We start from the raw sequence: 21,768 nt of genomic DNA, 5'->3' as shown, positions 1-21,768 counted from the left end.
CACAATGGATTTGCGTTTTACAGAAGAACAGTCAATGATGCGGAACATGGTCCGTGATTTTGCCAAAGAAGAAATCACACCTTTTATTGAACGGATGGAAGAAGGGGAATTTCCCCGGGAAATCCTGAAGAAGATGGCTGGACTTGGTTTGATGGGAATCACCGCACCAGAAAAGTACGGCGGTTCTGAAATGGATTTCACTTCTTATATCATCGCCATTCATGAATTATCAAAAGCCAGCGCTGTTATCGGCGTGATCTTGTCCGTGCATACTTCGGTCGGCACTAACCCGATCCTGAACTTCGGCAATGAAGAACAGATTCAAAAATACATTCCGAAACTGGCATCCGGGGAATACTTAGGGGCGTTTGCCTTGACTGAACCTTCAGCGGGATCGGACGCAGGAAGCTTGAAAACAAAAGCGGTTCTGAACGGCGACCATTACGTTTTGAACGGTTCGAAAGTATTTATTACCAATGGCGGTGAAGCTGATACATACATTGTGTTCGCTTCAACAAAACCGGAAGCGGGAACACGCGGCATCTCGGCGTTTATCGTAGAAAAAGATTTCCCGGGGCTGATCATCGGGAAAGACGAAGTGAAAATGGGCCTTCACGGTTCCAGAACGGTCCAATTGACATTCGACAATATGCAAGTGCCGGTTGAAAACCTATTGGGAGAAGAAAACAAAGGCTTCAGCATCGCGATGGCGAACTTGAACGTCGGACGCATCGGAATTGCGGCGCAGGCTCTGGGAATTGCAGAAGCGGCTTATGAATACGCTGTCGCTTACGCAAAAGAACGCGAACAATTCGGCAAACCGATTTCAGCTAACCAAGGCATCGCCTTTAAATTGGCTGACATGGCAACACAAGTCGAAGCCGCTAAACTGCTTGTCTATAATGCAGCCGACCTTTACGCAAACGGCAAGGACTGCAACAAAGAAGCATCAATTGCGAAACTGTTCGCTTCCAAAGCGGCTATGGACAACGCCATTGAAGCCGTGCAAGTATTTGGCGGCTACGGCTACACGGAAGACTATCCGGTCGAGCGCCTGTTCCGCGACGCCAAGATCACCGAAATCTACGAAGGCACCAGCGAAATACAGCGCATTGTCATCAGCAAGCAACTATTAAAATAATGGTATATATACTTTGAGAATTTTTTCTTCCGATATTCCGCAAAACAGCTACGCTTTCCTGCGGGCGAGCGCAAAGCCTCCTCGACGCTTCGCGTCTCCGGGGTCTCTGCTTTCTCGCTATCCCGCGGGAGTCTCCGCTGTTTTGCTCCATATCCTGTACAGGGTTTTTGCTTCTCATAAACTTATAAAGTAATACTTAAATAAACTTCTAAAATCTCTATGTCTATTAACTTATAGATGATATTAGATGACATTTAGAAGAAGGAGTGCAAGGCGGCGACTCCTGCGGGACAGCGCGAGCTGAAGACCCTGGAGCGAACGAAGTGAGTGAAGCGGCTGAAGCCGTGCCTGCGGAAAGCGTCCGCCTGAAACGAGTTCTTCGGATCAGAATACTAATTGACTTATAAATAATAAAACACTACCTAATTGGAGGAATAAAACAATGAATTTTCAATTGAGCGAAGAACATGTAATGATCCGCAAAATGGTACGCGATTTTGCCAACAACGAAGTGGCGCCGACAGCAGCAGAACGCGACGAAGAAGAGCGTTTTGACCGGGCGATGTTTGACCACATGGCGGAACTTGGGTTAACGGGGATTCCTTGGCCGGAAGAATACGGCGGCATCGGTTCGGACTACCTGGCATACTGCATCGCGGTTGAAGAACTGTCCCGTGTAGACGCGTCGGCAGGCGTTGTCTTGTCTGCCCACACATCTCTTGCAGGATGGCCGGTATACACATTCGGAACAGAAGAACAGAAACAGAAATACCTTCGCCCAATGGCTGAAGGAACAAAAATCGGCGCTTACGGGTTGACGGAAGCAGGCTCAGGATCAGATGCAGGCGGCATGAAAACGACTGCGCGCGAAGACGGCGACCATTACGTATTGAACGGTTCAAAAATCTTCATTACAAACGGCGGCATTGCAGATACTTATATCGTATTTGCGGTAACCGATCCAACTTCTAAACACAAAGGCACGACAGCGTTCATCGTTGAAAAAGACTTTGAAGGCTTCTCGGTCGGCAAAAAAGAGAAAAAACTCGGGATCCGTTCAAGCCCGACAACTGAAATCATCTTCGACAACTGCCGCGTGCCGAAAGAAAACGTTCTTGGGGAACTGGGCCAAGGCTTTAAAATTGCAATGCAGACACTTGACGGCGGCCGCAACGGAATTGCCGCGCAAGCAGTCGGAATTGCACAAGGCGCTATGGACGCAGCAGTCGGCTATGCGAAAGAACGCGAGCAGTTCGGCAAGCCGATTGCAGCGAACCAAGGGGTTTCATTCAAATTGGCCGACATGGCGACTTCTATCGAAGCATCTCGCCTGTTGACATACCAGGCTGCATGGCTTGAGTCGAACAAATTGCCATACAGCAAAGAATCGGCCATGGCGAAATTGATGGCGGGCGACACGGCAATGAAAGTGACCGTTGAAGCGGTCCAGGTGTTCGGCGGCTACGGCTATACGAAAGATTATCCAGTGGAGCGTTTCATGCGCGATGCGAAAATCACACAAATCTACGAAGGCACTCAGGAAATCCAGCGTTTGGTCATTTCCCGTATGGTCACGAAATAACTGGAGGGATTCGCCCATGAGTAAAAAGCGTGAAGTGCAGTCCTCCGTAAAAGACGAAAGCCTGATTGAGAAGCGCCGGGCGCAGATGATCCGGGGAGCTGTCATGCTTTTTAAAGAAAAGGGCTTTCACCGGACAACAACGCGGGAAATTGCCAAAGCTTCAGGGTTCAGCATCGGGACATTATACGAATACATCCGCACGAAAGAAGACGTGCTGTATCTTGTATGTGACTCGATTTACGATGAAGTGCATGCGCGGCTTGATGCACTCGATATCGAAAAAGGCTCGCTTGAAGTGCTGGTGACCGCGCTTGAACATTATTACGGCTTGATTGATGATATGCAGGACGAATTTGTCGTCATGTACCAGGAATCGAAATCATTGCCGAAAGACGCGCTGCAGTATGTGCTGAACAAAGAAATCGAAATGGTTTCTTTGTTCGAGCGCTTGCTTATGGAATGTGCCGACAGCGGAGAACTCAAGCTGTCGCCGAAAGAAATTAAACTCGCAGCCCATCATTTATTCGTACAGGGCCAGATGTGGGCTTTCCGCCGCTGGGCGCTGCGCGATTTTACCATTCAGGAATTCACCAAGCTTCAAACTCAGTTTCTACTGCAGGGGATGGCAGGAGAAAAAACCACGATACAGGGGGCTTAATATAAAATGGCGACTATTCAAGAAGAAACAAAGTACAAGCCGAAAAACCATGTCCGTTTCGTCACGGCATCCAGTCTTTTTGACGGCCACGATGCATCGATCAATATCATGCGCCGGATTTTGCAGGCGGCGGGTGCGGAAGTGATCCACTTGGGGCATAACCGTTCCGTTGAGGAAGTAGTCAATGCGGCAATCCAGGAAGATGTGCAGGGCATCTGCATTTCGTCTTACCAGGGCGGCCATATGGAATACTTCAAGTATATGTACGATTTGCTGCAGGAAAAAGGCGCTGGCCAGATCCGCATCTACGGCGGCGGCGGCGGCGTTATTTTGCCGCGGGAAATCAAAGAACTGGAAGAGTACGGCATTGCCGGCATTTTTTCTCCGGAAGACGGGCGCAAGCTTGGGCTTGAAGGCATGATTGAAGAAATCGTCAAAGAATGTGATTTCTCGACTGTAAAAGAAGATGTGTCTGCAGAAGCCGTTTCTGCAGAAAATCCGGTGGCGTTGGCCAACCTGATTACCACAGCTGAAGAAGCGCATACGCGCGACATCAACACAGACGACTTGCTGCAGGCGGTACGTGCACAGTCAAAAAACACACCGGTACTCGGCATTACCGGAACAGGCGGAGCAGGAAAAAGCTCGCTTACGGATGAATTGATCCGCCGTTTCTTATCGGAACTGCCGGACAAAAAAATTGCCATTTTGTCGATTGATCCGACAAAACAAAAAACGGGCGGTGCACTGTTAGGCGACCGCATCCGCATGAACGCCATCTTCAATAAACGTGTGTTTATGAGAAGTTTGGCAACGCGCGGATCTCGGACGGAGATCTCAGGCGCACTTGGGGATGTCCTGGATGTCGTAAAAGCAGCAGGATTTGACTTGATCATCGTGGAAACGAGCGGAATCGGGCAAGGGGATGCAGAAATTGCCAACTTCTCGGACGTCTCGATGTACGTCATGACAAGTGAATTCGGTGCACCGACGCAGCTTGAAAAAATCGATATGATTGATTATGCCGATTTGATTGCCATCAATAAATTCGAGCGCAAAGGCTCTGAAGATGCCCTTCGCCAAGTGCAGAAGCAATACCAGCGCAGCCGTTTGTTGTGGGACAAGGAATTGGAAGAAATGCCGGTGTTCGGCACGATTGCCAGCCAGTTCAACGATAAAGGGACAAACTCGCTGTTTGCGGCGTTGGTCCATATTGTCAATGAAAAATGCGGAACCGAGTGGACAACGGATTACGACCAATTTGTCAAAACGCAAAAAGAAAACTTGATCATTCCGAATGACCGCCGCTATTATTTGCGTGAAATTACAGAAACCGTACGCGGCTACCACGCAAAAGCAAAAGAGCAGGCTGCATTTGCCCGCCGTTTGTTCCAGCTTGAAGGAGCCATCGAAGTCGTCAAAGAAAAAGCGCCGGATGATGCATTAGTGGCATCCCTCCAATCGCTTGCCTACGGCGTCCGCGAAGAGCTGACAACGGAATCCAAACGCATTCTGGAAAACTGGAAAGCACTGAAAGAAGCTTATGCCGGCGATGAATTCGTCACGACGGTCCGCGACAAAGAAATCCGGACGATCTTGCGCACAGAAAGTCTTGCCGGACTGAAAATTCCGCGCGTTGTTTTGCCGAAATTCGAAGACTACGGCGAAATCCTGAAATGGGTATATGCTGAAAACGTTCCAGGTTCGTTCCCTTATACGGCAGGGGTATTTCCGTTCAAACGTGAAGGGGAAGATCCGAAGCGCCAGTTTGCGGGAGAAGGAACGCCGGAACGCACAAACAAACGCTTCCATTACTTGTCGAAAGACGATGATGCAAAACGTTTATCAACCGCTTTTGACTCGGTAACGCTTTACGGCGAAGATCCGGATCACCGTCCGGACATCTACGGCAAAGTCGGCGAGTCGGGCGTGTCGATTTGTACACTGGACGACATGAAGAAATTGTATGCAGGCTTTGATTTATGTGCACCGTCGACATCGGTTTCAATGACAATCAACGGTCCGGCACCAATCATTTTGGCAATGTTCATGAATACGGCAATCGACCAGCAAGTGAAGATCAACGAAGAGAAATTCGGTCGTCCATTGACGCTGGAAGAATTTACGGAAGTGCGGGAATCGACGCTGCAAGTGGTGCGCGGAACCGTACAAGCCGATATTCTAAAAGAAGACCAAGGACAGAATACGTGCATCTTCTCGACGGAATTCGCACTGCGCATGATGGGCGATATCCAGCAGTACTTTATCGACCACAAAGTCCGCAATTACTATTCCGTATCGATTTCGGGCTACCATATCGCAGAAGCAGGCGCGAACCCGATTTCCCAATTGGCGTTCACGCTATCCAACGGTTTCACGTACGTGGAGTACTACTTGAGCCGCGGCATGAACATCGATGATTTCGCGCCAAACTTATCGTTCTTCTTCTCGAACGGCCTTGATCCGGAATATACGGTGATCGGCCGCGTGGCACGCCGCATCTGGGCGGTTGTCATGCGCGATAAATACGGCGCCAACGAACGCAGCCAGAAGCTGAAATACCATGTCCAGACATCCGGCCGCAGCTTGCACGCACAGGAAATCGATTTCAACGATATCCGCACAACCTTGCAGGCATTGATGGCGCTTCAGGACAACTGCAACTCGCTGCACACCAACGCCTATGACGAAGCCATCACGACGCCGACGGAAGAATCCGTAAGACGTGCGATGGCCATCCAGATGATCATCACCAAAGAGCACGGCTTGTCGAAAAATGAAAACCCGCTGCAAGGCGCGTTCATCATCGAAGAGCTGACGCAATTGGTAGAAGACGCGGTTCTTGCGGAATTCGACCGCATCGATGACCGCGGCGGCGTATTAGGGGCTATGGAAACACAGTACCAGCGCGGCAAAATCCAGGAAGAGTCCATGTACTACGAAATGAAAAAACATACGGGCGAACTGCCGATCATCGGCGTGAACACGTATTTGAATCCGAACCCGCAAAGCGACGACGACATCAACGCAATGGAAATCGCGCGTGCGACGACGGAAGAAAAAGAAACACAAATCGCCAACTTGCGTGCTTTCCAGGAACGCAATTCATCAGAAGAAGCCTTGGCCCGCTTGAAACACGTAGCAAAATCAGGCGGCAACATCTTCGAGGAATTGATGGAAACCGTAAAAGTGGCAAGCCTCGGCCAAATCACCACGGCTTTGTATGAAGTCGGCGGGCAATATAGAAGAAATATGTGATTTTTAGCACAAAAGCAAGAAAAAAGCCGTTTGCGGAGTTTCCGCGACCGGCTTTTCTTTTTAAATAGTGAAGAAAGCGCCGTTTATTGAAATGGCAGAGCCTGGTTTTGGTCATTGCGTGCGTTCACCGAAATTCGATAGCGAAACAAGCAATCTGAAAAATTTAAAACTAGAAACCCGGCAAGTCGCGTTGGACACATTTTTTCTGTATAATAGAAGAAAGTTCACTGTAGACAAAAAAAGGATGAGAAGCCATGTCGAAATACACGCATTACATTGTCATCATCCTCTGCATCGTACTCACTTTATTTCTCTACAATAAAGCACTGGGCTCAATCCCTTTTTTGATTTTGTCGCTTTATTTGTTTTATTTCGGCTGGACACAGCTTAGTAGCAGAAAAAAGAAAACACGGTAGCGGAGTGCACCATCTTTGTATATAATGAATAAAGTTAACGATAGAAGAAGGGACGTGCACAGATTGAAAATCCGTGAATTATCGAGAGAAGAACTAATCGAAGAGTCATTTGTTGACTTAACATATGCAATGCTTCAAGAAACACATGAAACAAAAACTTATCCTGAGCTTGTCGCAGAAATTGAGAACTTGCTCGGTTTGTCAAAAGAAGACATGAAAGCCCGCCTTGTTCAGTTCTACACAGACATGAACATTGACGGCCGTTTCCTGATCCTTGGCGAAAACCGTTGGGGACTTCGCGAATGGTACCCAGTGGAGCAAATTGAAGAAGAGTCTGCACCAACTGTTAAAGCCCGCAAGAAAAAAGCGAAAGTGGCGGACGATGAAGACTTTGACGATATGGACCTTGAATTGGAAGATGAGTTGGAATTCGACGATTTCGATGATGCTGACGACGATGATGATGAAGACGATGACGCAAGTGCATTGATCATCCCGCCGGTTGGCGATGAGGAAGAGGAAGAAGAAGTCATCGATTTTGATGTAGACGTGGATGACGATGATGACGATGAAGTCGATGTAGACGTTCTGGTGGAAGACCTGGACGGCAATATTATCGACGATGAAGAAGAAGAGGAAGACGATTTAGAAGACGATTTGAAGTAATCTGAACGTTTTTTACCTTGACTTATGCGACGAGACTGGATAAGATTTTATTGGGCTCCTTAAAATAGGAGATTGATTCGTACAGTTTACGCGCTCCTTCTGCACAATGCAGACGGGGCGCTTTTTATTTTTTATTATTGGAGGAGGAACAAGCATGACAAAGTATATATTTGTGACCGGCGGCGTAGTATCGTCACTCGGCAAAGGGATTACCGCTGCATCACTTGGGCGTTTATTGAAAAACAGAGGGTTGAACGTAACCATCCAGAAATTTGATCCGTACATCAATATTGACCCGGGCACGATGAGCCCTTACCAGCACGGGGAAGTTTTCGTAACGGGCGACGGCGCTGAGACGGACTTGGACCTTGGCCACTACGAACGTTTTATCGACATCAATTTGAACAAATACTCGAACGTAACAACAGGGAAAGTCTACTCGACGGTCATCAAGAAAGAGCGCCGCGGCGACTACCTGGGCGGAACTGTTCAAGTAATTCCGCATATCACAAATGAAATCAAAGACCGTTTGCTGCGCGCTGCAAAAACTGCGAAAGCTGACGTCGTCATCACGGAAATCGGCGGAACGGTCGGCGATATCGAGTCGCTTCCATTCCTTGAAGCCATCCGTCAAATGCGTTCAGACCTTGGCCGCGACGAAGTGATGTACATCCACTGTACATTGATCCCGTACCTTGGTGCTGCAAAAGAAATGAAAACAAAACCGACGCAGCATAGTGTAAAAGAGCTGCGCAGCCTGGGAATTCAGCCGAACCTGATTGTTGTTCGTACAGAACATGCTGTCCCTCAAGACATGAAAGACAAGATTGCTTTGTTCTGCGACATTAAGCCGGAAGAAGTAATCGAATCACGCGACGTCGACGTAATTTACGAAATGCCGCTTCGCTTGAAAGAGCAAGGCATGGACCAAATCGTTCTTGATCACTTTGGCATCGAAGCACCTGAAGCGGACATGACTGAGTGGATGGAATTGGTTGAAAAAGTACAATCATTGTCTAAGACCGTCCGCATTGGATTGGTAGGGAAATACGTTGAATTGCAGGATGCCTACATTTCTGTCGTTGAAGCTTTGAAACACGCCGGCTTCGCTTACGACGCTGAAATTGAAGTAGACTGGATCAACGCTGAACACATCAATGCTGAAAACGTAGAAGAAAAATTGCAAAACTGCGACGGCATCCTTGTTCCTGGTGGATTCGGAGACCGCGGCGTTGAAGGGAAAATCGTGGCCACGAAATATGCGCGTGAAAACAATGTGCCATTCTTTGGAATTTGCTTGGGGATGCAATTGGCTTCAGTGGAATTTGCACGCAGCATCATGAACTTCGAAGACGCACATTCTTCTGAATTAAACCCGAAAACTTCTTATCCGGTCATCGATCTATTGCCGGAGCAAAAAGATATCGAAGACCTTGGCGGCACACTTCGCCTTGGCTTATATCCTGCAAAATTGAAAGTCGGATCAAAAGCGCATGAAGCATACGGAGAAGAAGTGGTTTACGAACGCCACCGCCACCGCTATGAGTTCAATAACGAATACCGTGAGCAATTTGAAGCAGCCGGCTTTATCTTCTCTGGTACCAGCCCGGAGGGCCGTCTAGTGGAAATCGTTGAGATTGCTGACCACCCTTGGTTCGTAGCCTGCCAATTCCACCCGGAATTCATTTCTCGCCCGAACCGTCCACAGCCTCTATTCAGAGAGTTTGTCGGCGCATCATTGAAAAAAGTGGAAGCACCGGTCATGTCTTGATAAGGCGCTTAAAAACAGCTGGATGCTGAAAACAAGAAAAACTTCCCGTTTGCACTGCAGGCGGGAAGGTTTTTTAATATCGGGAATGCTGATCGCACGCAAATTCTACTGAGCGCGCATAAATCTCGCTGAACGCGCAAAAAAAGTTTTGAACGCGCATAAGTTCCGCCAAGCGCGCACAAACTACGAATTCATCTTGCTGAAAACAAAAACCGCCTGCAGAAGGGTTCTGCAAACGGTTTTTCTAGTAATTTATTCGGCCAGCATTTCATCAACGGCCATTTTGACGGAATGGTAGACAAATAATGCACCCATTGCATGCGGAACGACGGTTCGTCCACCGTCTTCGGTCGGCAGCAGGCCTTTGTCGATTTTTAATGAAACAAAAGCGTCCGCTTCCATTTCGTTGCTTCGTTTTTCCGCCACTAGCATCGCAAACGGCAAGTGGGCATCATTCAAGCGGTTGGCAAGTTCGTCGCCTTCGCTGTTTTTAGCAAGAATCCAGACGCGGTCCGCGCTGGTGATGACGCTGTCCGGCTGCCAATATGCAGCGCTTTGAAGCGGCTCGGCGCCTTCGATTGCAGTCAGCGCAACGGCTTTCATTTCACCAAAGGCAGCGAGAAAAATCGTGCCTTCGCCGACTGCAGCCTGAGCAAGAACGCGGGCGGTATCTTCGATTGCTTCTTCTTGTGCGGCGATCCGCTGAAACAAACCGGCTAATTGTGTCGATAACATTTTCATCATGTTTCACCTCATTAACAAATTATATCAGAAGGGTCCGCGGTGTGGAAAAGGCGGCGAATGTCTAGTAGAATGGAAACAAGTAGGTAAATGGAAGAAGAAGGGAATGGGTCCTCTTGAAAACAATATTAATTGTCGATGACCAGACCGGCATCCGGCTATTGCTGAATGAAGTGTTTAAAAAAGAGGGTTTTTTGACCTTAATGGCGGCAAACGGGCGTGAAGCATTGGCAAAAGCAGAGGAAAAACAGCCGGATGTAGTGTTATTGGATATGAAAATGCCGGGAATGGACGGCCTGGAAATTTTGAAAAATTTAAAGCAGCTGGGCCAGGAGATCCAAGTGATCATGATGACCGCTTACGGCGAATTGGACTTGATTGAAGAATCAATAGACAACGGCGCAGCAAGTTATTTCACGAAGCCGTTTGATGTATTTGAAATAAGAGATGCTGTAAAGCAATTGTTACGAGACTGATATACACTGAAGTAGCGAAATCATGCGGTTTTTGGTATAGTATAAAGGATATTTAGCAAGATATACACTGAGGAGGAATTTTGTAATGCCATTGGTTTCAATGAAAGAAATGATGATTAAAGGAAAACAAGAAGGTTATGCAATCGGCCAATTTAACTTGAATAACCTGGAGTTCACTCAGGCTATCCTGCAGGCGGCACAAGAAGAAAATTCTCCCGTTATCTTAGGAGTATCTGAAGGCGCTGCGCGCTATATGGGCGGATTCACTACAGTCGTACATATGGTGAAGGGCTTGATGCATGATTACAAAATTACAGTACCAGTGGCAATCCACCTGGACCACGGTTCGAGCTTTGAAAAATGCAAAGAAGCAATCGATGCTGGATTTACTTCAGTGATGATTGATGCATCTCATCATCCATTTGAAGAAAATATTGAAATTACAAAACAAGTTGTGGAATATGCACATAAACATAATGTATCGGTAGAAGCGGAATTAGGCACAGTCGGCGGGCAAGAAGACGATGTAATCGCAGACGGCGTCATTTATGCCGATCCGCAGGAATGCAAGCAATTGGTTGAACAAACGGGCATTGATTGCCTGGCGCCAGCTCTTGGATCTGTTCACGGACCGTACAAAGGCGAGCCGAACTTAGGCTTTAAAGAAATGGAAGAAATTTCGCAGCTTTGCGATGTGCCGCTTGTTCTTCACGGCGGAACAGGGATTCCGGTTAAAGATATTCAACGTTCGGTTTCACTCGGAACAGCGAAAATCAACGTGAATACGGAAAATCAGATCGCTTCTGCAAAAGCAGTGCGTGAAGCATTGGCAAAAGATGCAGAAATGTATGACCCGCGCAAATACTTGACGCCTGCACGCGATGCCATCAAAGCAACGGTTATCGGCAAAATGCGCGAATTCGGCAGTTCAAACAAAGCTTAATTTAAAAAACAAATGAGGAAAGAGAGAAACTGCCGACAGGCCTTCTCTCTTTTCCATCATACCAGGAGGAAAAAAAGATGAAATTTTTTATTGATACAGCAAACTTCGACGAAATCAAAGAAGCACATTCGTGGGGCATCCTATCCGGCGTGACAACAAACCCGTCACTTGTAGCAAAAGAAAAAAACGTATCTTTCCATGACCGCCTAAAAGAAATTGCAGCACTTGTTGACGGTTCAATCAGCGGTGAAGTAATCGCACTTGATGCAGAAGGCATGATTAAAGAAGGCCGTGAATTGGCAGCATTAGCGCCAAACATCACAGTGAAATTGCCAATGACTCCAGATGGATTGAAAGCTTGTTCGACACTTGCAGCAGAAGGCATCAAAGTTAACGTAACGTTAATCTTTAGCGCAAACCAGGCACTTCTTGCAGCCCGCGCTGGTGCATCATACGTTTCTCCTTTCCTTGGCCGTCTGGATGACATCGGCCACAACGGCATGGATTTAATCGCAACCATTGCAGATATTTTTGCAATCCATGACATCAAAGCGGAAATCATTGCAGCTTCCATCCGCCACCCGCAGCACGTTACAGATGCAGCATTGAACGGCGCTCATATCGGAACAATGCCGATTAAAGTCATGCAGCAAATGTTCAAGCACCCATTGACTGATAAAGGAATCGAAGCATTCCTTGCAGACTGGGAAAAACGCTCTGTTGAAGAAGAAGTAAAGTAAACTGCGACTAGCCATTTGAACCAATCGGACTTTCAGGGACAGCGTTTTTTTGCAAAAGCGAAAATCAGACTGTCCCTAAAAGTGGGGTAAAGGAGAAATTTGATCTGATGGATGTATATAAAGTTAAAGGCGGTAACCGCTTATCTGGCACAATTAAAGTGAACGGAGCAAAAAATAGCGCAGTGGCATTGATTCCAGCCTCTATTTTAGCGAATTCGCCTGTGCAAATTGAAGGCTTACCCGAAATTTCTGATGTCTGGACATTGAAAAACATTTTGGAAGAAATCGGCGGGGAAGTGTCGTTTGAAGACGGCACAATGAAAATTGATCCGACCCATATGATTGATATGCCATTGCCAAATGGCAATGTGAAAAAATTGCGTGCTTCTTATTATATGATGGGGGCAATGCTTGGCCGTTTCAAACATGCAGCAATCGGCTTGCCGGGCGGCTGTTTTTTAGGGCCGCGCCCAATTGACCAGCACATCAAAGGATTTGAAGCGCTTGGAGCAAAAGTAACAAATGAGCACGGCGCCATCTACCTGCGTGCAGATGAACTTCGCGGAGCGAAAATTTATCTGGATGTTGTCAGTGTAGGGGCGACGATTAATATTATGCTTGCGGCAGTTCTTGCCAAAGGGCAGACGGTTATTGAAAACGCAGCAAAAGAACCTGAAATTATCGACGTTGCTACGCTTTTGACCAATATGGGAGCAAAAATCAAAGGAGCGGGTACGAATGTGATCCGCATTGACGGAGTGGAAGAGCTTCACGGCACGAACCACACTATCATTCCTGACCGCATTGAAGCCGGCACTTTCATGATTATGGCAGCTGCCATTGGCGACGGCGTATTGGTGGACAATGTTATTCCTTTTCACATGGAGGCTTTGACAGCGAAGCTCCGTGAAATGGGTGTTGATGTACAGGAAGGCGAAGAGTCCATCTACATACCGAAATCCGAGCAATTGCAGGCAATCGACGTAAAAACTTTGGTGTATCCAGGCTTTGCGACAGATCTCCAGCAGCCGTTTTCAGTTTTGATGACTCAAGCAACCGGTTCTTCGATGATTACCGACACCATTTATTCGGCTCGGTTCAAGCATATTGACGAATTGCGCCGGATGAACGCGAGCGGCAGAGTCGAAGGGCGGGCGGCAGTCATTACCGGCCCGACGCCATTAACTGCAGCAACCGTTGTCGCTTCCGATTTGCGCGCAGGCGCTGCCTTGATTATTGCGGGCTTGCTTGCCGAAGGGGAAACGGAAATCCGTGAGATTTATCATATCGAACGGGGATACTCAGATATCGTCCGGAAACTTCAAGGGCTTGGAGCGGATATCCGGAGAGAAACGATTGATCCGGTTGCGACCACTAATGCAGACAACAGCCATAGCGCAAATTGAGTTCTTTTTAGCTTGTCGAAATATGCTACAATATGGAAGACAGATTTAAAGCTGAACTGGAGGAAATGACACTATGGAACGAAGTTTATCAATGGAATTGGTGCGTGTGACAGAGGCAGCTGCAATTGCTTCTGCGAAATGGATGGGCCGCGGTTTGAAGATTGAAGCGGATGATGCAGCGACTACTGCCATGCGGAACGTTTTTGATACGATTCCGATGCGTGGAGTTGTGGTGATCGGGGAAGGCGAGATGGACGAAGCGCCTATGCTTTACATCGGCGAAGAGCTGGGGACCGGCCAGGGACCTGAAGTGGATGTTGCGGTCGATCCGTTAGAAGGAACGAATATCGTAGCAGCCGGCGGATGGAATGCGCTTGCGGTTCTGGCTATTGCTGACCGCGGCAATCTATTGAACGCACCGGATATGTACATGGATAAAATTGCGGTTGGGCCGGAAGCTGTCGGCAAAATCGATATCAATGCACCTGTAATTGATAACCTTCGGGCAGTGGCGAAAGCCAAAAACAAAGATATTGAAGATGTGGTGGCAACAATTCTGGATCGTCCGCGCCATAAAGACATCATTGACCAGATTCGGGCAGCAGGAGCCCGCATTAAATTGATCAATGACGGAGATGTTGCCGGAGCAATCAACACGGCTTTTGAAAAAACCGGCGTTGATATTCTGTTCGGTACAGGCGGTGCTCCTGAAGGGGTAATCGCGGCAGTCGGGCTGAAGTGCCTGGGCGGCGAACTGCAAGGGAAGCTAGTGCCTCAAACAGCGGAAGAAGCAGAACGCTGCATAAAAATGGGCTTAGATGTCAGCAAAGTGTTAAAAATGGAGGACCTGGTAAAAGGGGACGACGCCATTTTTGCGGCAACCGGAGTCACAGACGGCGAATTGCTTCGCGGTGTTCAGCTGAAAGGCGGTTTTGCAGAGAGCCATACACTGGTTATGCGCGCAAAATCAGGCACTGTCCGTTTTGTAGAAGGGCGCCACAGCATGAAGAAAAAGCCAGATCTTGTTATGCATGATTAATGATTAAACTTCAAACTGAGTCCGGCATTTTTGCCGGACTCCTTCTTTAAAGATCTTTCCAATTTATTCAACGACTGATCCTCTAACCAATAAACCCTAATAAATGTATAAGAGTGGTGTCCAATTAATGACAACGATAACAATCTCGGCTTTGGAAAATATGACGCTAAGAGAGCTTTACAATTTGGCGAAAGAGTACAAGCTGACCAACTACAGCAAGTTAACGAAAAAAGAATTGATTTTTGCTATTTTGAAAACAAGAGCGGAACAAGAAGGCTTCTTCTTCATGGAAGGCGTCCTTGAAATTATCCAATCGGAAGGTTTCGGCTTCTTGCGTCCGATCAACTATTCGCCGAGTTCGCAGGACATTTACATTTCTGCTTCCCAAATCCGCCGGTTTGATTTGCGCAACGGCGATAAAGTGTCAGGAAAAGTGCGGCCGCCAAAAGAAAACGAACGTTATTTTGGTTTGCTGCAAGTAGAAGCAGTGAACGGAGAAGACCCGGAAGTCGCCAAAGAACGCGTCCATTTCCCGGGATTGACACCGCTTTATCCGGATCGCCATATCCGCTTGGAAACCACACCGAAAGATTTGTCTGCACGCATCATGGATTTAGTGGCGCCTGTCGGCTTTGGCCAACGTGGACTGATTGTAGCGCCGCCTAAAGCGGGCAAGACGATGCTGCTGAAAGAAATAGCCAATTCGATTACAACAAACCATCCCGAAGCGGAATTAATTGTGCTCTTGATTGATGAGCGTCCGGAAGAAGTAACGGATATCGAACGTTCTGTCGATGCGGACGTCGTGTCTTCAACGTTTGATGAAGTGCCGGAAAACCACGTGAAAGTGGCAGAACTTGTGTTAGAGCGCGCCATGCGCCTTGTTGAACATAAACGGGACGTCATTATCCTGATGGATTCCATCACCCGATTGGCGCGAGCATATAATTTGGTTATTCCGCCAAGTGGTCGTACACTATCAGGAGGAATCGATCCTGCTGCATTCCACCGGCCGAAACGCTTTTTCGGGGCAGCCCGGAATATCGAAGAAGGCGGAAGCTTGACGATTCTCGCGACGGCTTTGGTAGATACAGGTTCGCGTATGGATGAAGTGATTTACGAAGAGTTCAAAGGGACCGGCAATATGGAGCTGCATTTAGACCGCAGCCTTGCAGAACGCCGCATTTTCCCGGCACTCGATATCCGCCGTTCGGGGACAAGAAAAGAGGATTTGCTTCTTGATCCGGCCCAGCTGGAAAAACTTTGGGCAATCCGGAAAACCTTCTCGGATTCGCCGGATTTCGGGGAACGCTTCCTGAAAAAGCTTGGCCAGACGAAGACGAATGAAGAATTTTTCGAACAGCTGAACAGTGAAATGAAAGCACACCGCAGCAACAAAAAGATGATTTAAATAGTTGCAAAGCAGCCAGGATTTTGTTATGATAATGAGAGTGAAATAAAACAGTGCTATTGCATATATGGCCTAAAGAGCCATGTAAGGCAATAGTAAAATAGATTATTAAACTCTGTTCCAGATGGTTCAGGGCGGGAGGAGAAACAATAATGAAAACAGGTATTCATCCAGATTACAAACAAGCAACAGTAACTTGCTCATGTGGGAATTCTTTCACTACTGGTTCTGTAAAAGAAAACATCAACGTCGAGCTTTGCTCAGAATGTCATCCATTCTACACTGGACGTCAGAAATTTGCTGCAGCAGATGGCCGCGTAGACCGTTTCAACAAAAAATACGGCATCAAAGAAGAAATCAACCAGTAATAGTAAAAAATATACCTGCTTTGCGCGAAAACGCGAAGCAGGTATTTTTTCGTTTAATAGCCATATAATTGGCTTACATAGTAAGAAAAAAAACAGTATTGCCGTCCGTTTTTGGGTATGATTATAATGATTAAAGAGCGTTTGAAAGGGGTCTCACTTATGTACGTTATGAAACAGTCAGGCTGGGTAGAGCTGATTTGCGGGAGCATGTTTTCAGGAAAATCGGAAGAACTGATCCGCCGGGTGCGGCGTGCACAATTCGCCAAACAAAAAATTGCAGTATTCAAACCGAAGATCGATGACCGCTACAGCGAAGAAGCGGTTGTTTCCCATAATGGAGCGACAGTTATCGCCTTGCCGATTGAGCATTCAGAAGAAATGTGGCAATTTATCACCGATGATTACGATGTCATTGCCATTGATGAAGCTCAATTTTTCGATGAACAAATCATCGACAATGTCCAGAAACTTGCGAACCACGGCTTCCGGGTAATTGTAGCCGGACTTGATCAGGATTTCAGAGGACGCCCTTTTGGCCCGATGCCGACTTTGCTTTCGATTGCAGAGCAAGTCACCAAACTGCAGGCCGTCTGCACCGTATGCGGTTCACCGGCAAGCCGGACGCAACGGCTCATCAACGGCAAACCGGCCGGTTCCGATGACCCGACCATCTTAGTCGGAGCTTCAGAAGCCTACGAGCCACGCTGCCGCCACCACCACGAAGTACCGGCTGGTGTAACAGTTTCGAATTAAAGTTTTTATATAAATTCCTTATAGATGATAAGTTTTGTAAACCGCTTCGCCTAGCCCCTGAACGCACCGGCGCTAGAGAGGCTTATTAGAAGAGAAACTAACAATTAGATAGATTCTTAATGATTATTCACTTAGATATGGAGCAAAACAGTGGAGACGCCTTTACTGCTCGTGCGCAAGCTCGTCGCAAAGCCATCGGCCGAAATGCTTTCGGCCAAATGGCTTCGCAGCTGCTTTGCGGAATATCGACAATTCTATAAAAGAAACCAGAAACAGAGGTGATTTGGAAATGTTTGATCGATTGCAAGCTGTCGAAGATCGCTATGACCGTTTAAATGAACTGTTAAGCGATCCTGAAGTTGTCAGCGACACGAATAAATTAAGAGAGTATTCAAAAGAACAGTCGGATTTGCAGGAAACGGTAGAAGCTTACCGGGAGTATAAAGATTTGACCGAACAGCTCGAAGGCGCCAAAGCGATGTTTGACGAGAAATTGGATCCGGAAATGCGTGAAATGGTCAAAGAAGAAGTCAACGAACTGGAAGCGCAAGTTACGGCAGTAGAAGAACGCCTCCATATTTTACTGATTCCGAAAGACCCTAACGATGACAAAAACGTCATCATGGAAATTCGCGGGGCAGCAGGCGGAGACGAAGCGGCATTGTTTGCCGGTGACCTTTACCGCATGTACAGCCGCTACGCGGAGTCAAACGGCTGGAAAGTTTCCATTATGGATTCCAACCCGACAGGCCTAGGCGGATTTAAGGAATTGGTGGTCATGATCACCGGAAAAGGCGCGTATTCCAAATTGAAATACGAAAACGGCGCACACCGTGTTCAGCGCGTACCGGAAACTGAATCCGGCGGCCGCATCCATACCTCAACAGCTACAGTCGCTTGTTTGCCGGAAGTGGAAGAAGTGGAAGTGGAGATCCATGACAACGATATCCGTGTGGATACGTACGCTTCTTCAGGTGCAGGCGGGCAATCCGTTAACACGACAATGTCAGCGGTGCGCTTAACGCATATTCCGACGAATACAGTAGTTACTTGCCAAGATGAAAAATCACAGATTAAAAACAAAGCAAGTGCCATGAAAGTGCTTCGTGCGCGTGTTTACGATAAATTCCAGCAGGAAGCGCAAGCGGAATACGATGCAGTCCGCAAATCCGCAGTCGGAACCGGTGACCGTTCAGAACGGATCCGCACCTATAATTTCCCGCAAAACCGCGTAACCGACCACCGCATCGGGTTGACAATCCAAAAGCTGGATCAAATCATGCAAGGCAAGATGGATGAAATCATTGAAGCATTGGTTGTGGAAGAGCAGTCTGCAAGAATGGAAAGTTTGAACAATGACTAAAAGCAGAAAAATTTTTGAGGCCCTTAACGGGGCTTCTTCTTTTTTAAAAAGCAAAGGACGGGAAGAAGCCGTTGCGCGCATCTTGCTGCAGCATGAACTTGGCTTATCGCATGCCGGGCTTTTGTCTTCCATGCGCGATGAAATGGAGGAAGCGGCATTTGAACGTTTTTGGAGCAAAGTCGAGCAGCATGCCATCGGAATCCCGGTCCAGCATTTGACCGGAACCGAAGAATTTTATGGCAGAACGTTTGCGGTAAATGAAGACGTGCTGATTCCTCGGCCTGAAACCGAAGAGTTGGTGGAAGAAACCTTGAAATTGGCAGCTGAGCTGTTTCCGGATAACCGTCCTTCAATTGCCGATATCGGAACCGGCAGCGGCATTATTGCCATTACCATGAAGTGCGAGCTTCCCGGTTCCCGGGTGACGGCTACGGACATATCAGAAAAAGCATTGGCTATGGCGAAACGGAATGCGGCAAAGCTTGGCGCAGAAGTGAACTTTCAGCTGGGGGATTTGACCGAACCGATCCGTGACCGGAAATGGGATATCATCTTGTCGAACCCGCCGTATATTGCTCATGAGGAAGCGGCCGATTTGGCGGATACCGTTCATGACTATGAGCCGCATAGCGCCTTGTTTGCAGATAATAATGGCTTGGCCTTATACGAAAAAATGGCTGAACAATTGCCGGATTTACTGAATAAACCTGGAATTATCGGTTTCGAAATCGGTTATCAACAGGGTCCTGCAGTAGAAAGTTTGTTGAAAACAGCTTTTCCGGACGGCAAGGTGTATATTAAAAAAGATATCAACAGCAACGACCGAATGGCTTTTTGCATAATCAGTTAAATTACTAACAATTCTCAGACTTAATATTTTGATTTATTCACAATTTGTGGATAGATTTATATAAAACCAGTAAAAATAGGAGATGTTCACATGGAAACGGAAATTATTCTTGTGGATAAAAACGTGAATAAAGAGGAAACTTATTCACAAGCTGTGGAAACTCTTCGGAATGAGGGCCTTGTCGCCTTTCCGACAGAAACAGTTTATGGTTTAGGGGCAGATGCCACAAATCCACAAGCCGTTGAAAAGATTTTTGAAGCGAAAGGCCGTCCGGCGGATAATCCATTGATTGTCCATGTCGATTCGAAAGAAAGTGCATTGGATTGGGTGCAAAATGTTCCGGATAAAGCACTTCAATGCATGGATGCTTTTTGGCCAGGTGCGCTGACTTTAATCATGCAAGCCAAGCCGGAAGCTTTTGCGGAAAATGTCACGGCAGGATTGTCTACAGTTGGGATTCGGGTGCCAAACCATCCCGTTGCGTTAAACTTGCTGAGACGGGTGAAATTGCCGATTGCCGCCCCGAGTGCGAATACCAGCGGCAAACCAAGCCCTACGCTTGCAGAACACGTTTATCATGATATGGAAGGCGTCATTCCTCTTATTCTGGATGGAGGGGCGACTGCCATCGGCATCGAATCGACGGTTCTGGATATGACATGCGAACCGCCTGTCATTTTACGGCCCGGGCATATCACAAAAGAGGATCTGGAACAAGTGATCGGCACGGTGCGCCTGTCTTCTGACATTCAAGGCAATGCACCGAAGTCGCCTGGCATGAAATACATGCATTATGCTCCTGAAGCTCCGGTGTATTTGATTGAAAACGATCAGGCATTGGTAGAAAAAGCAATTGAACATGTTCAGAAAGACGGAAAGAAAGTGGCTGTTTTAAGCACAGTTGAATTTCCACTGGCCGATTATTATTATCGGTTGTCCGCCGAAACCTTGTACGATAGTTTGCGAAAATGCGACCGCACGGATGTTGACCTGATTCTGGCTACAGTATCTCCGGCGCCAAAACGGAATGTGGCCATGATGAACAGATTGGAAAAAGCAGCAGACCATAAATGGTTTAGCTAATCTATTCTTAAGGTGGGGGATACGATGAAGATTTTCTTTGTATGCACAGGCAATACTTGCAGAAGCCCGATGGCAGAAGCGATTTTGACTGCGAAAGAGCTGCCGGGCGTTGAAGTCCGTTCCGCCGGCATCTTTGCAGGCGAAGCGCCTTTATCTGCAAATGCCCAAACTGTTTTGGACGGCGCTGGAATTTCTTTTGAGCACACTTCTAAACAGCTTTTGCCGAAAGACATGGAATGGGCAACACTCATTTTAACCATGACAAATTCGCATAAACAATTTCTGCTGCAGAACTACCCGGCCTCTGCCGGCAAACTCTACACGCTGAAAGAATTTGCGAGCGGAACAGCTGCAGATGTCAGCGACCCATACGGAGGCTCACTGTTTACGTACCAGCAGACATTCAATGAACTGAAAACATTGATTGACCGGGTTGTAGAGAAGCTCACCGAAGAAGAGTTGACAGAAAAGAACTGATTGAAGAAAAGCCATTTGCGCAACTGCAAATGGCTTTTTTTTCAAATTCCCCATAAAACTGCCGCAACAGCGGGTTTGTAGGATTTTTTAGTTATTGATGTTAGAATGAAAGAAAAGTGAAGATTTTATTTTAAGGGTTTTCACTTCACCAGAAAAGAAAAGAGGGCTATTCATGAAAATTGCTATATCATCTGACCACGGCGGGAACAATCTCCGCAAAGAAATCGTGAATTTAATGAACGAGATGGGAATAGAGTATCAGGATTTCGGGCCGCATACAGACGACTCCGTCGACTATCCGGACTATGCAAAACCGGTAGCAGAGGCCGTAGCAAAAGGTGAATTTGACCGCGGTATTCTGATTTGCGGAACAGGCATCGGCATGTCGATTGCAGCAAACAAAGTAAAAGGCATCCGTTGTGCTTTGGTGCATGACATATTCAGTGCAAAAGCGACAAGAGGCCATAACGATTCGAATGTTTTAGCAATGGGGGAACGCGTTGTCGGGCCTGGATTGGCGCGCGAAATTGCCCGCACTTGGCTGACGGAAGAATTTGAAGGCGGCAGACACCAGAAGCGCGTCCAAAAAGTAACAGACCTCGAACAATAATAAAAGGAGTGGTCGA

The 21,768-nt window shown here is 47.3% G+C and carries 21 protein-coding genes; 20 read left to right on the top strand and 1 reads right to left on the bottom strand.

Annotated features, from left to right (window positions below):
• The first annotated feature begins 4 nt into the window (after positions 1-4).
• The 6 genes from HU147_RS13090 (at position 5) to HU147_RS13065 (ending at position 9,492) form a co-directional block, all read left to right on the top strand.
• Positions 5-1,141, top strand: a complete 1,137-nt coding sequence (locus HU147_RS13090; RefSeq protein ID WP_224076728.1) for an acyl-CoA dehydrogenase — start codon at positions 5-7, stop codon at positions 1,139-1,141.
• Positions 1,142-1,583: 442 nt separating this feature from the next.
• On the top strand, positions 1,584-2,723 hold the full coding sequence (locus HU147_RS13085) for an acyl-CoA dehydrogenase (RefSeq protein WP_036809723.1): 1,140 nt from the start codon (positions 1,584-1,586) through the stop codon (positions 2,721-2,723).
• 16 nt (positions 2,724-2,739) lie between these two features.
• Positions 2,740-3,381: a TetR/AcrR family transcriptional regulator gene (locus HU147_RS13080; protein WP_224076667.1), complete on the top strand. Its 642-nt coding sequence runs from the start codon at positions 2,740-2,742 to the stop codon at positions 3,379-3,381.
• A gap of 6 nt (positions 3,382-3,387) precedes the next feature.
• Positions 3,388-6,639: a fused isobutyryl-CoA mutase/GTPase IcmF gene (gene icmF / locus HU147_RS13075; protein WP_224076666.1), complete on the top strand. Its 3,252-nt coding sequence runs from the start codon at positions 3,388-3,390 to the stop codon at positions 6,637-6,639.
• 479 nt (positions 6,640-7,118) lie between these two features.
• A complete protein-coding gene (rpoE, locus tag HU147_RS13070) occupies positions 7,119-7,721 on the top strand; it encodes a DNA-directed RNA polymerase subunit delta (protein WP_224076727.1) in 603 nt (200 codons plus the stop codon).
• Between the two features lie 154 nt (positions 7,722-7,875).
• Entirely contained in the window at positions 7,876-9,492 is a 1,617-nt protein-coding gene (locus HU147_RS13065; protein WP_224076665.1) for a CTP synthase, read from the top strand.
• 252 nt (positions 9,493-9,744) lie between these two features.
• On the opposite strand, the gene HU147_RS13060 is transcribed toward HU147_RS13065, so the two are convergent.
• On the bottom strand, positions 9,745-10,236 hold the full coding sequence (locus HU147_RS13060) for a DUF2529 family protein (RefSeq protein ID WP_224076664.1): 492 nt from the start codon (positions 10,234-10,236) through the stop codon (positions 9,745-9,747).
• Positions 10,237-10,349: 113 nt separating this feature from the next.
• Here HU147_RS13060 and HU147_RS13055 point away from each other — a divergent pair, with 113 nt between their 5' ends.
• From HU147_RS13055 to rpiB, 14 genes are all read left to right on the top strand, one after another.
• Entirely contained in the window at positions 10,350-10,709 is a 360-nt protein-coding gene (locus HU147_RS13055; RefSeq protein ID WP_224076663.1) for a response regulator, read from the top strand.
• A gap of 85 nt (positions 10,710-10,794) precedes the next feature.
• Complete coding sequence (locus HU147_RS13050; RefSeq protein WP_224076662.1) at positions 10,795-11,652, top strand: class II fructose-bisphosphate aldolase; 858 nt, start codon at positions 10,795-10,797, stop codon at positions 11,650-11,652.
• A gap of 77 nt (positions 11,653-11,729) precedes the next feature.
• A complete protein-coding gene (gene fsa, locus HU147_RS13045; protein WP_224076661.1) occupies positions 11,730-12,392 on the top strand; it encodes a fructose-6-phosphate aldolase in 663 nt (220 codons plus the stop codon).
• Positions 12,393-12,499: 107 nt separating this feature from the next.
• Complete coding sequence (locus HU147_RS13040) at positions 12,500-13,798, top strand: UDP-N-acetylglucosamine 1-carboxyvinyltransferase (protein WP_224076660.1); 1,299 nt, start codon at positions 12,500-12,502, stop codon at positions 13,796-13,798.
• A gap of 73 nt (positions 13,799-13,871) precedes the next feature.
• Entirely contained in the window at positions 13,872-14,837 is a 966-nt protein-coding gene (gene glpX / locus HU147_RS13035; RefSeq protein WP_224076659.1) for a class II fructose-bisphosphatase, read from the top strand.
• Positions 14,838-14,964: 127 nt separating this feature from the next.
• Positions 14,965-16,248, top strand: a complete 1,284-nt coding sequence (gene rho / locus HU147_RS13030) for a transcription termination factor Rho (RefSeq protein ID WP_224076658.1) — start codon at positions 14,965-14,967, stop codon at positions 16,246-16,248.
• Positions 16,249-16,400: 152 nt separating this feature from the next.
• On the top strand, positions 16,401-16,616 hold the full coding sequence (rpmE, locus tag HU147_RS13025) for a 50S ribosomal protein L31 (RefSeq protein WP_036809761.1): 216 nt from the start codon (positions 16,401-16,403) through the stop codon (positions 16,614-16,616).
• Between the two features lie 159 nt (positions 16,617-16,775).
• Positions 16,776-17,369: a thymidine kinase gene (locus HU147_RS13020; protein ID WP_224076657.1), complete on the top strand. Its 594-nt coding sequence runs from the start codon at positions 16,776-16,778 to the stop codon at positions 17,367-17,369.
• Between the two features lie 119 nt (positions 17,370-17,488).
• Positions 17,489-17,629: a hypothetical protein gene (locus HU147_RS13015; protein WP_224076656.1), complete on the top strand. Its 141-nt coding sequence runs from the start codon at positions 17,489-17,491 to the stop codon at positions 17,627-17,629.
• Positions 17,630-17,658: 29 nt separating this feature from the next.
• A complete protein-coding gene (gene prfA / locus HU147_RS13010; RefSeq protein ID WP_224076655.1) occupies positions 17,659-18,732 on the top strand; it encodes a peptide chain release factor 1 in 1,074 nt (357 codons plus the stop codon).
• Positions 18,725-19,582, top strand: a complete 858-nt coding sequence (gene prmC / locus HU147_RS13005) for a peptide chain release factor N(5)-glutamine methyltransferase (RefSeq protein ID WP_224076654.1) — start codon at positions 18,725-18,727, stop codon at positions 19,580-19,582. The genes prfA and prmC overlap by 8 nt, the downstream gene beginning before the upstream one ends.
• Positions 19,583-19,672: 90 nt before the next feature.
• The gene (locus tag HU147_RS13000) at positions 19,673-20,665 is read left to right on the top strand and encodes an L-threonylcarbamoyladenylate synthase (protein WP_224076653.1); all 993 of its coding nucleotides are present in this window, start codon (positions 19,673-19,675) and stop codon (positions 20,663-20,665) included.
• Between the two features lie 24 nt (positions 20,666-20,689).
• Complete coding sequence (locus HU147_RS12995; protein ID WP_224076652.1) at positions 20,690-21,142, top strand: low molecular weight protein arginine phosphatase; 453 nt, start codon at positions 20,690-20,692, stop codon at positions 21,140-21,142.
• A 172-nt stretch (positions 21,143-21,314) separates the two neighbouring features.
• Complete coding sequence (gene rpiB, locus HU147_RS12990) at positions 21,315-21,752, top strand: ribose 5-phosphate isomerase B (RefSeq protein ID WP_036809780.1); 438 nt, start codon at positions 21,315-21,317, stop codon at positions 21,750-21,752.
• The last annotated feature ends 16 nt before the right edge of the window (positions 21,753-21,768 follow it).

This window comes from Planococcus chinensis (assembly GCF_020071995.1).
GTDB lineage: Bacteria > Bacillota > Bacilli > Bacillales_A > Planococcaceae > Planococcus > Planococcus chinensis_A.
This window is presented reverse-complemented; position numbering and strand designations above follow the sequence as displayed.

Coding starts and splice junctions, on each gene's coding strand:
- fsa (WP_224076661.1), top strand. CDS start 11,730: ATGAAATTTTTTATTGATACAGCAAACTTCGACGAAATCAAAGAAGCA.
- HU147_RS13065 (WP_224076665.1), top strand. CDS start 7,876: ATGACAAAGTATATATTTGTGACCGGCGGCGTAGTATCGTCACTCGGC.
- glpX (WP_224076659.1), top strand. CDS start 13,872: ATGGAACGAAGTTTATCAATGGAATTGGTGCGTGTGACAGAGGCAGCT.
- rho (WP_224076658.1), top strand. CDS start 14,965: ATGACAACGATAACAATCTCGGCTTTGGAAAATATGACGCTAAGAGAG.
- prmC (WP_224076654.1), top strand. CDS start 18,725: ATGACTAAAAGCAGAAAAATTTTTGAGGCCCTTAACGGGGCTTCTTCT.
- HU147_RS13060 (WP_224076664.1), bottom strand. CDS start 10,236: ATGATGAAAATGTTATCGACACAATTAGCCGGTTTGTTTCAGCGGATC.
- HU147_RS13080 (WP_224076667.1), top strand. CDS start 2,740: ATGAGTAAAAAGCGTGAAGTGCAGTCCTCCGTAAAAGACGAAAGCCTG.
- HU147_RS13020 (WP_224076657.1), top strand. CDS start 16,776: ATGTACGTTATGAAACAGTCAGGCTGGGTAGAGCTGATTTGCGGGAGC.
- rpiB (WP_036809780.1), top strand. CDS start 21,315: ATGAAAATTGCTATATCATCTGACCACGGCGGGAACAATCTCCGCAAA.
- HU147_RS12995 (WP_224076652.1), top strand. CDS start 20,690: ATGAAGATTTTCTTTGTATGCACAGGCAATACTTGCAGAAGCCCGATG.
- HU147_RS13085 (WP_036809723.1), top strand. CDS start 1,584: ATGAATTTTCAATTGAGCGAAGAACATGTAATGATCCGCAAAATGGTA.
- HU147_RS13040 (WP_224076660.1), top strand. CDS start 12,500: ATGGATGTATATAAAGTTAAAGGCGGTAACCGCTTATCTGGCACAATT.
- HU147_RS13050 (WP_224076662.1), top strand. CDS start 10,795: ATGCCATTGGTTTCAATGAAAGAAATGATGATTAAAGGAAAACAAGAA.
- HU147_RS13090 (WP_224076728.1), top strand. CDS start 5: ATGGATTTGCGTTTTACAGAAGAACAGTCAATGATGCGGAACATGGTC.
- rpmE (WP_036809761.1), top strand. CDS start 16,401: ATGAAAACAGGTATTCATCCAGATTACAAACAAGCAACAGTAACTTGC.
- HU147_RS13015 (WP_224076656.1), top strand. CDS start 17,489: ATGATTATTCACTTAGATATGGAGCAAAACAGTGGAGACGCCTTTACT.
- prfA (WP_224076655.1), top strand. CDS start 17,659: ATGTTTGATCGATTGCAAGCTGTCGAAGATCGCTATGACCGTTTAAAT.
- HU147_RS13000 (WP_224076653.1), top strand. CDS start 19,673: ATGGAAACGGAAATTATTCTTGTGGATAAAAACGTGAATAAAGAGGAA.
- icmF (WP_224076666.1), top strand. CDS start 3,388: ATGGCGACTATTCAAGAAGAAACAAAGTACAAGCCGAAAAACCATGTC.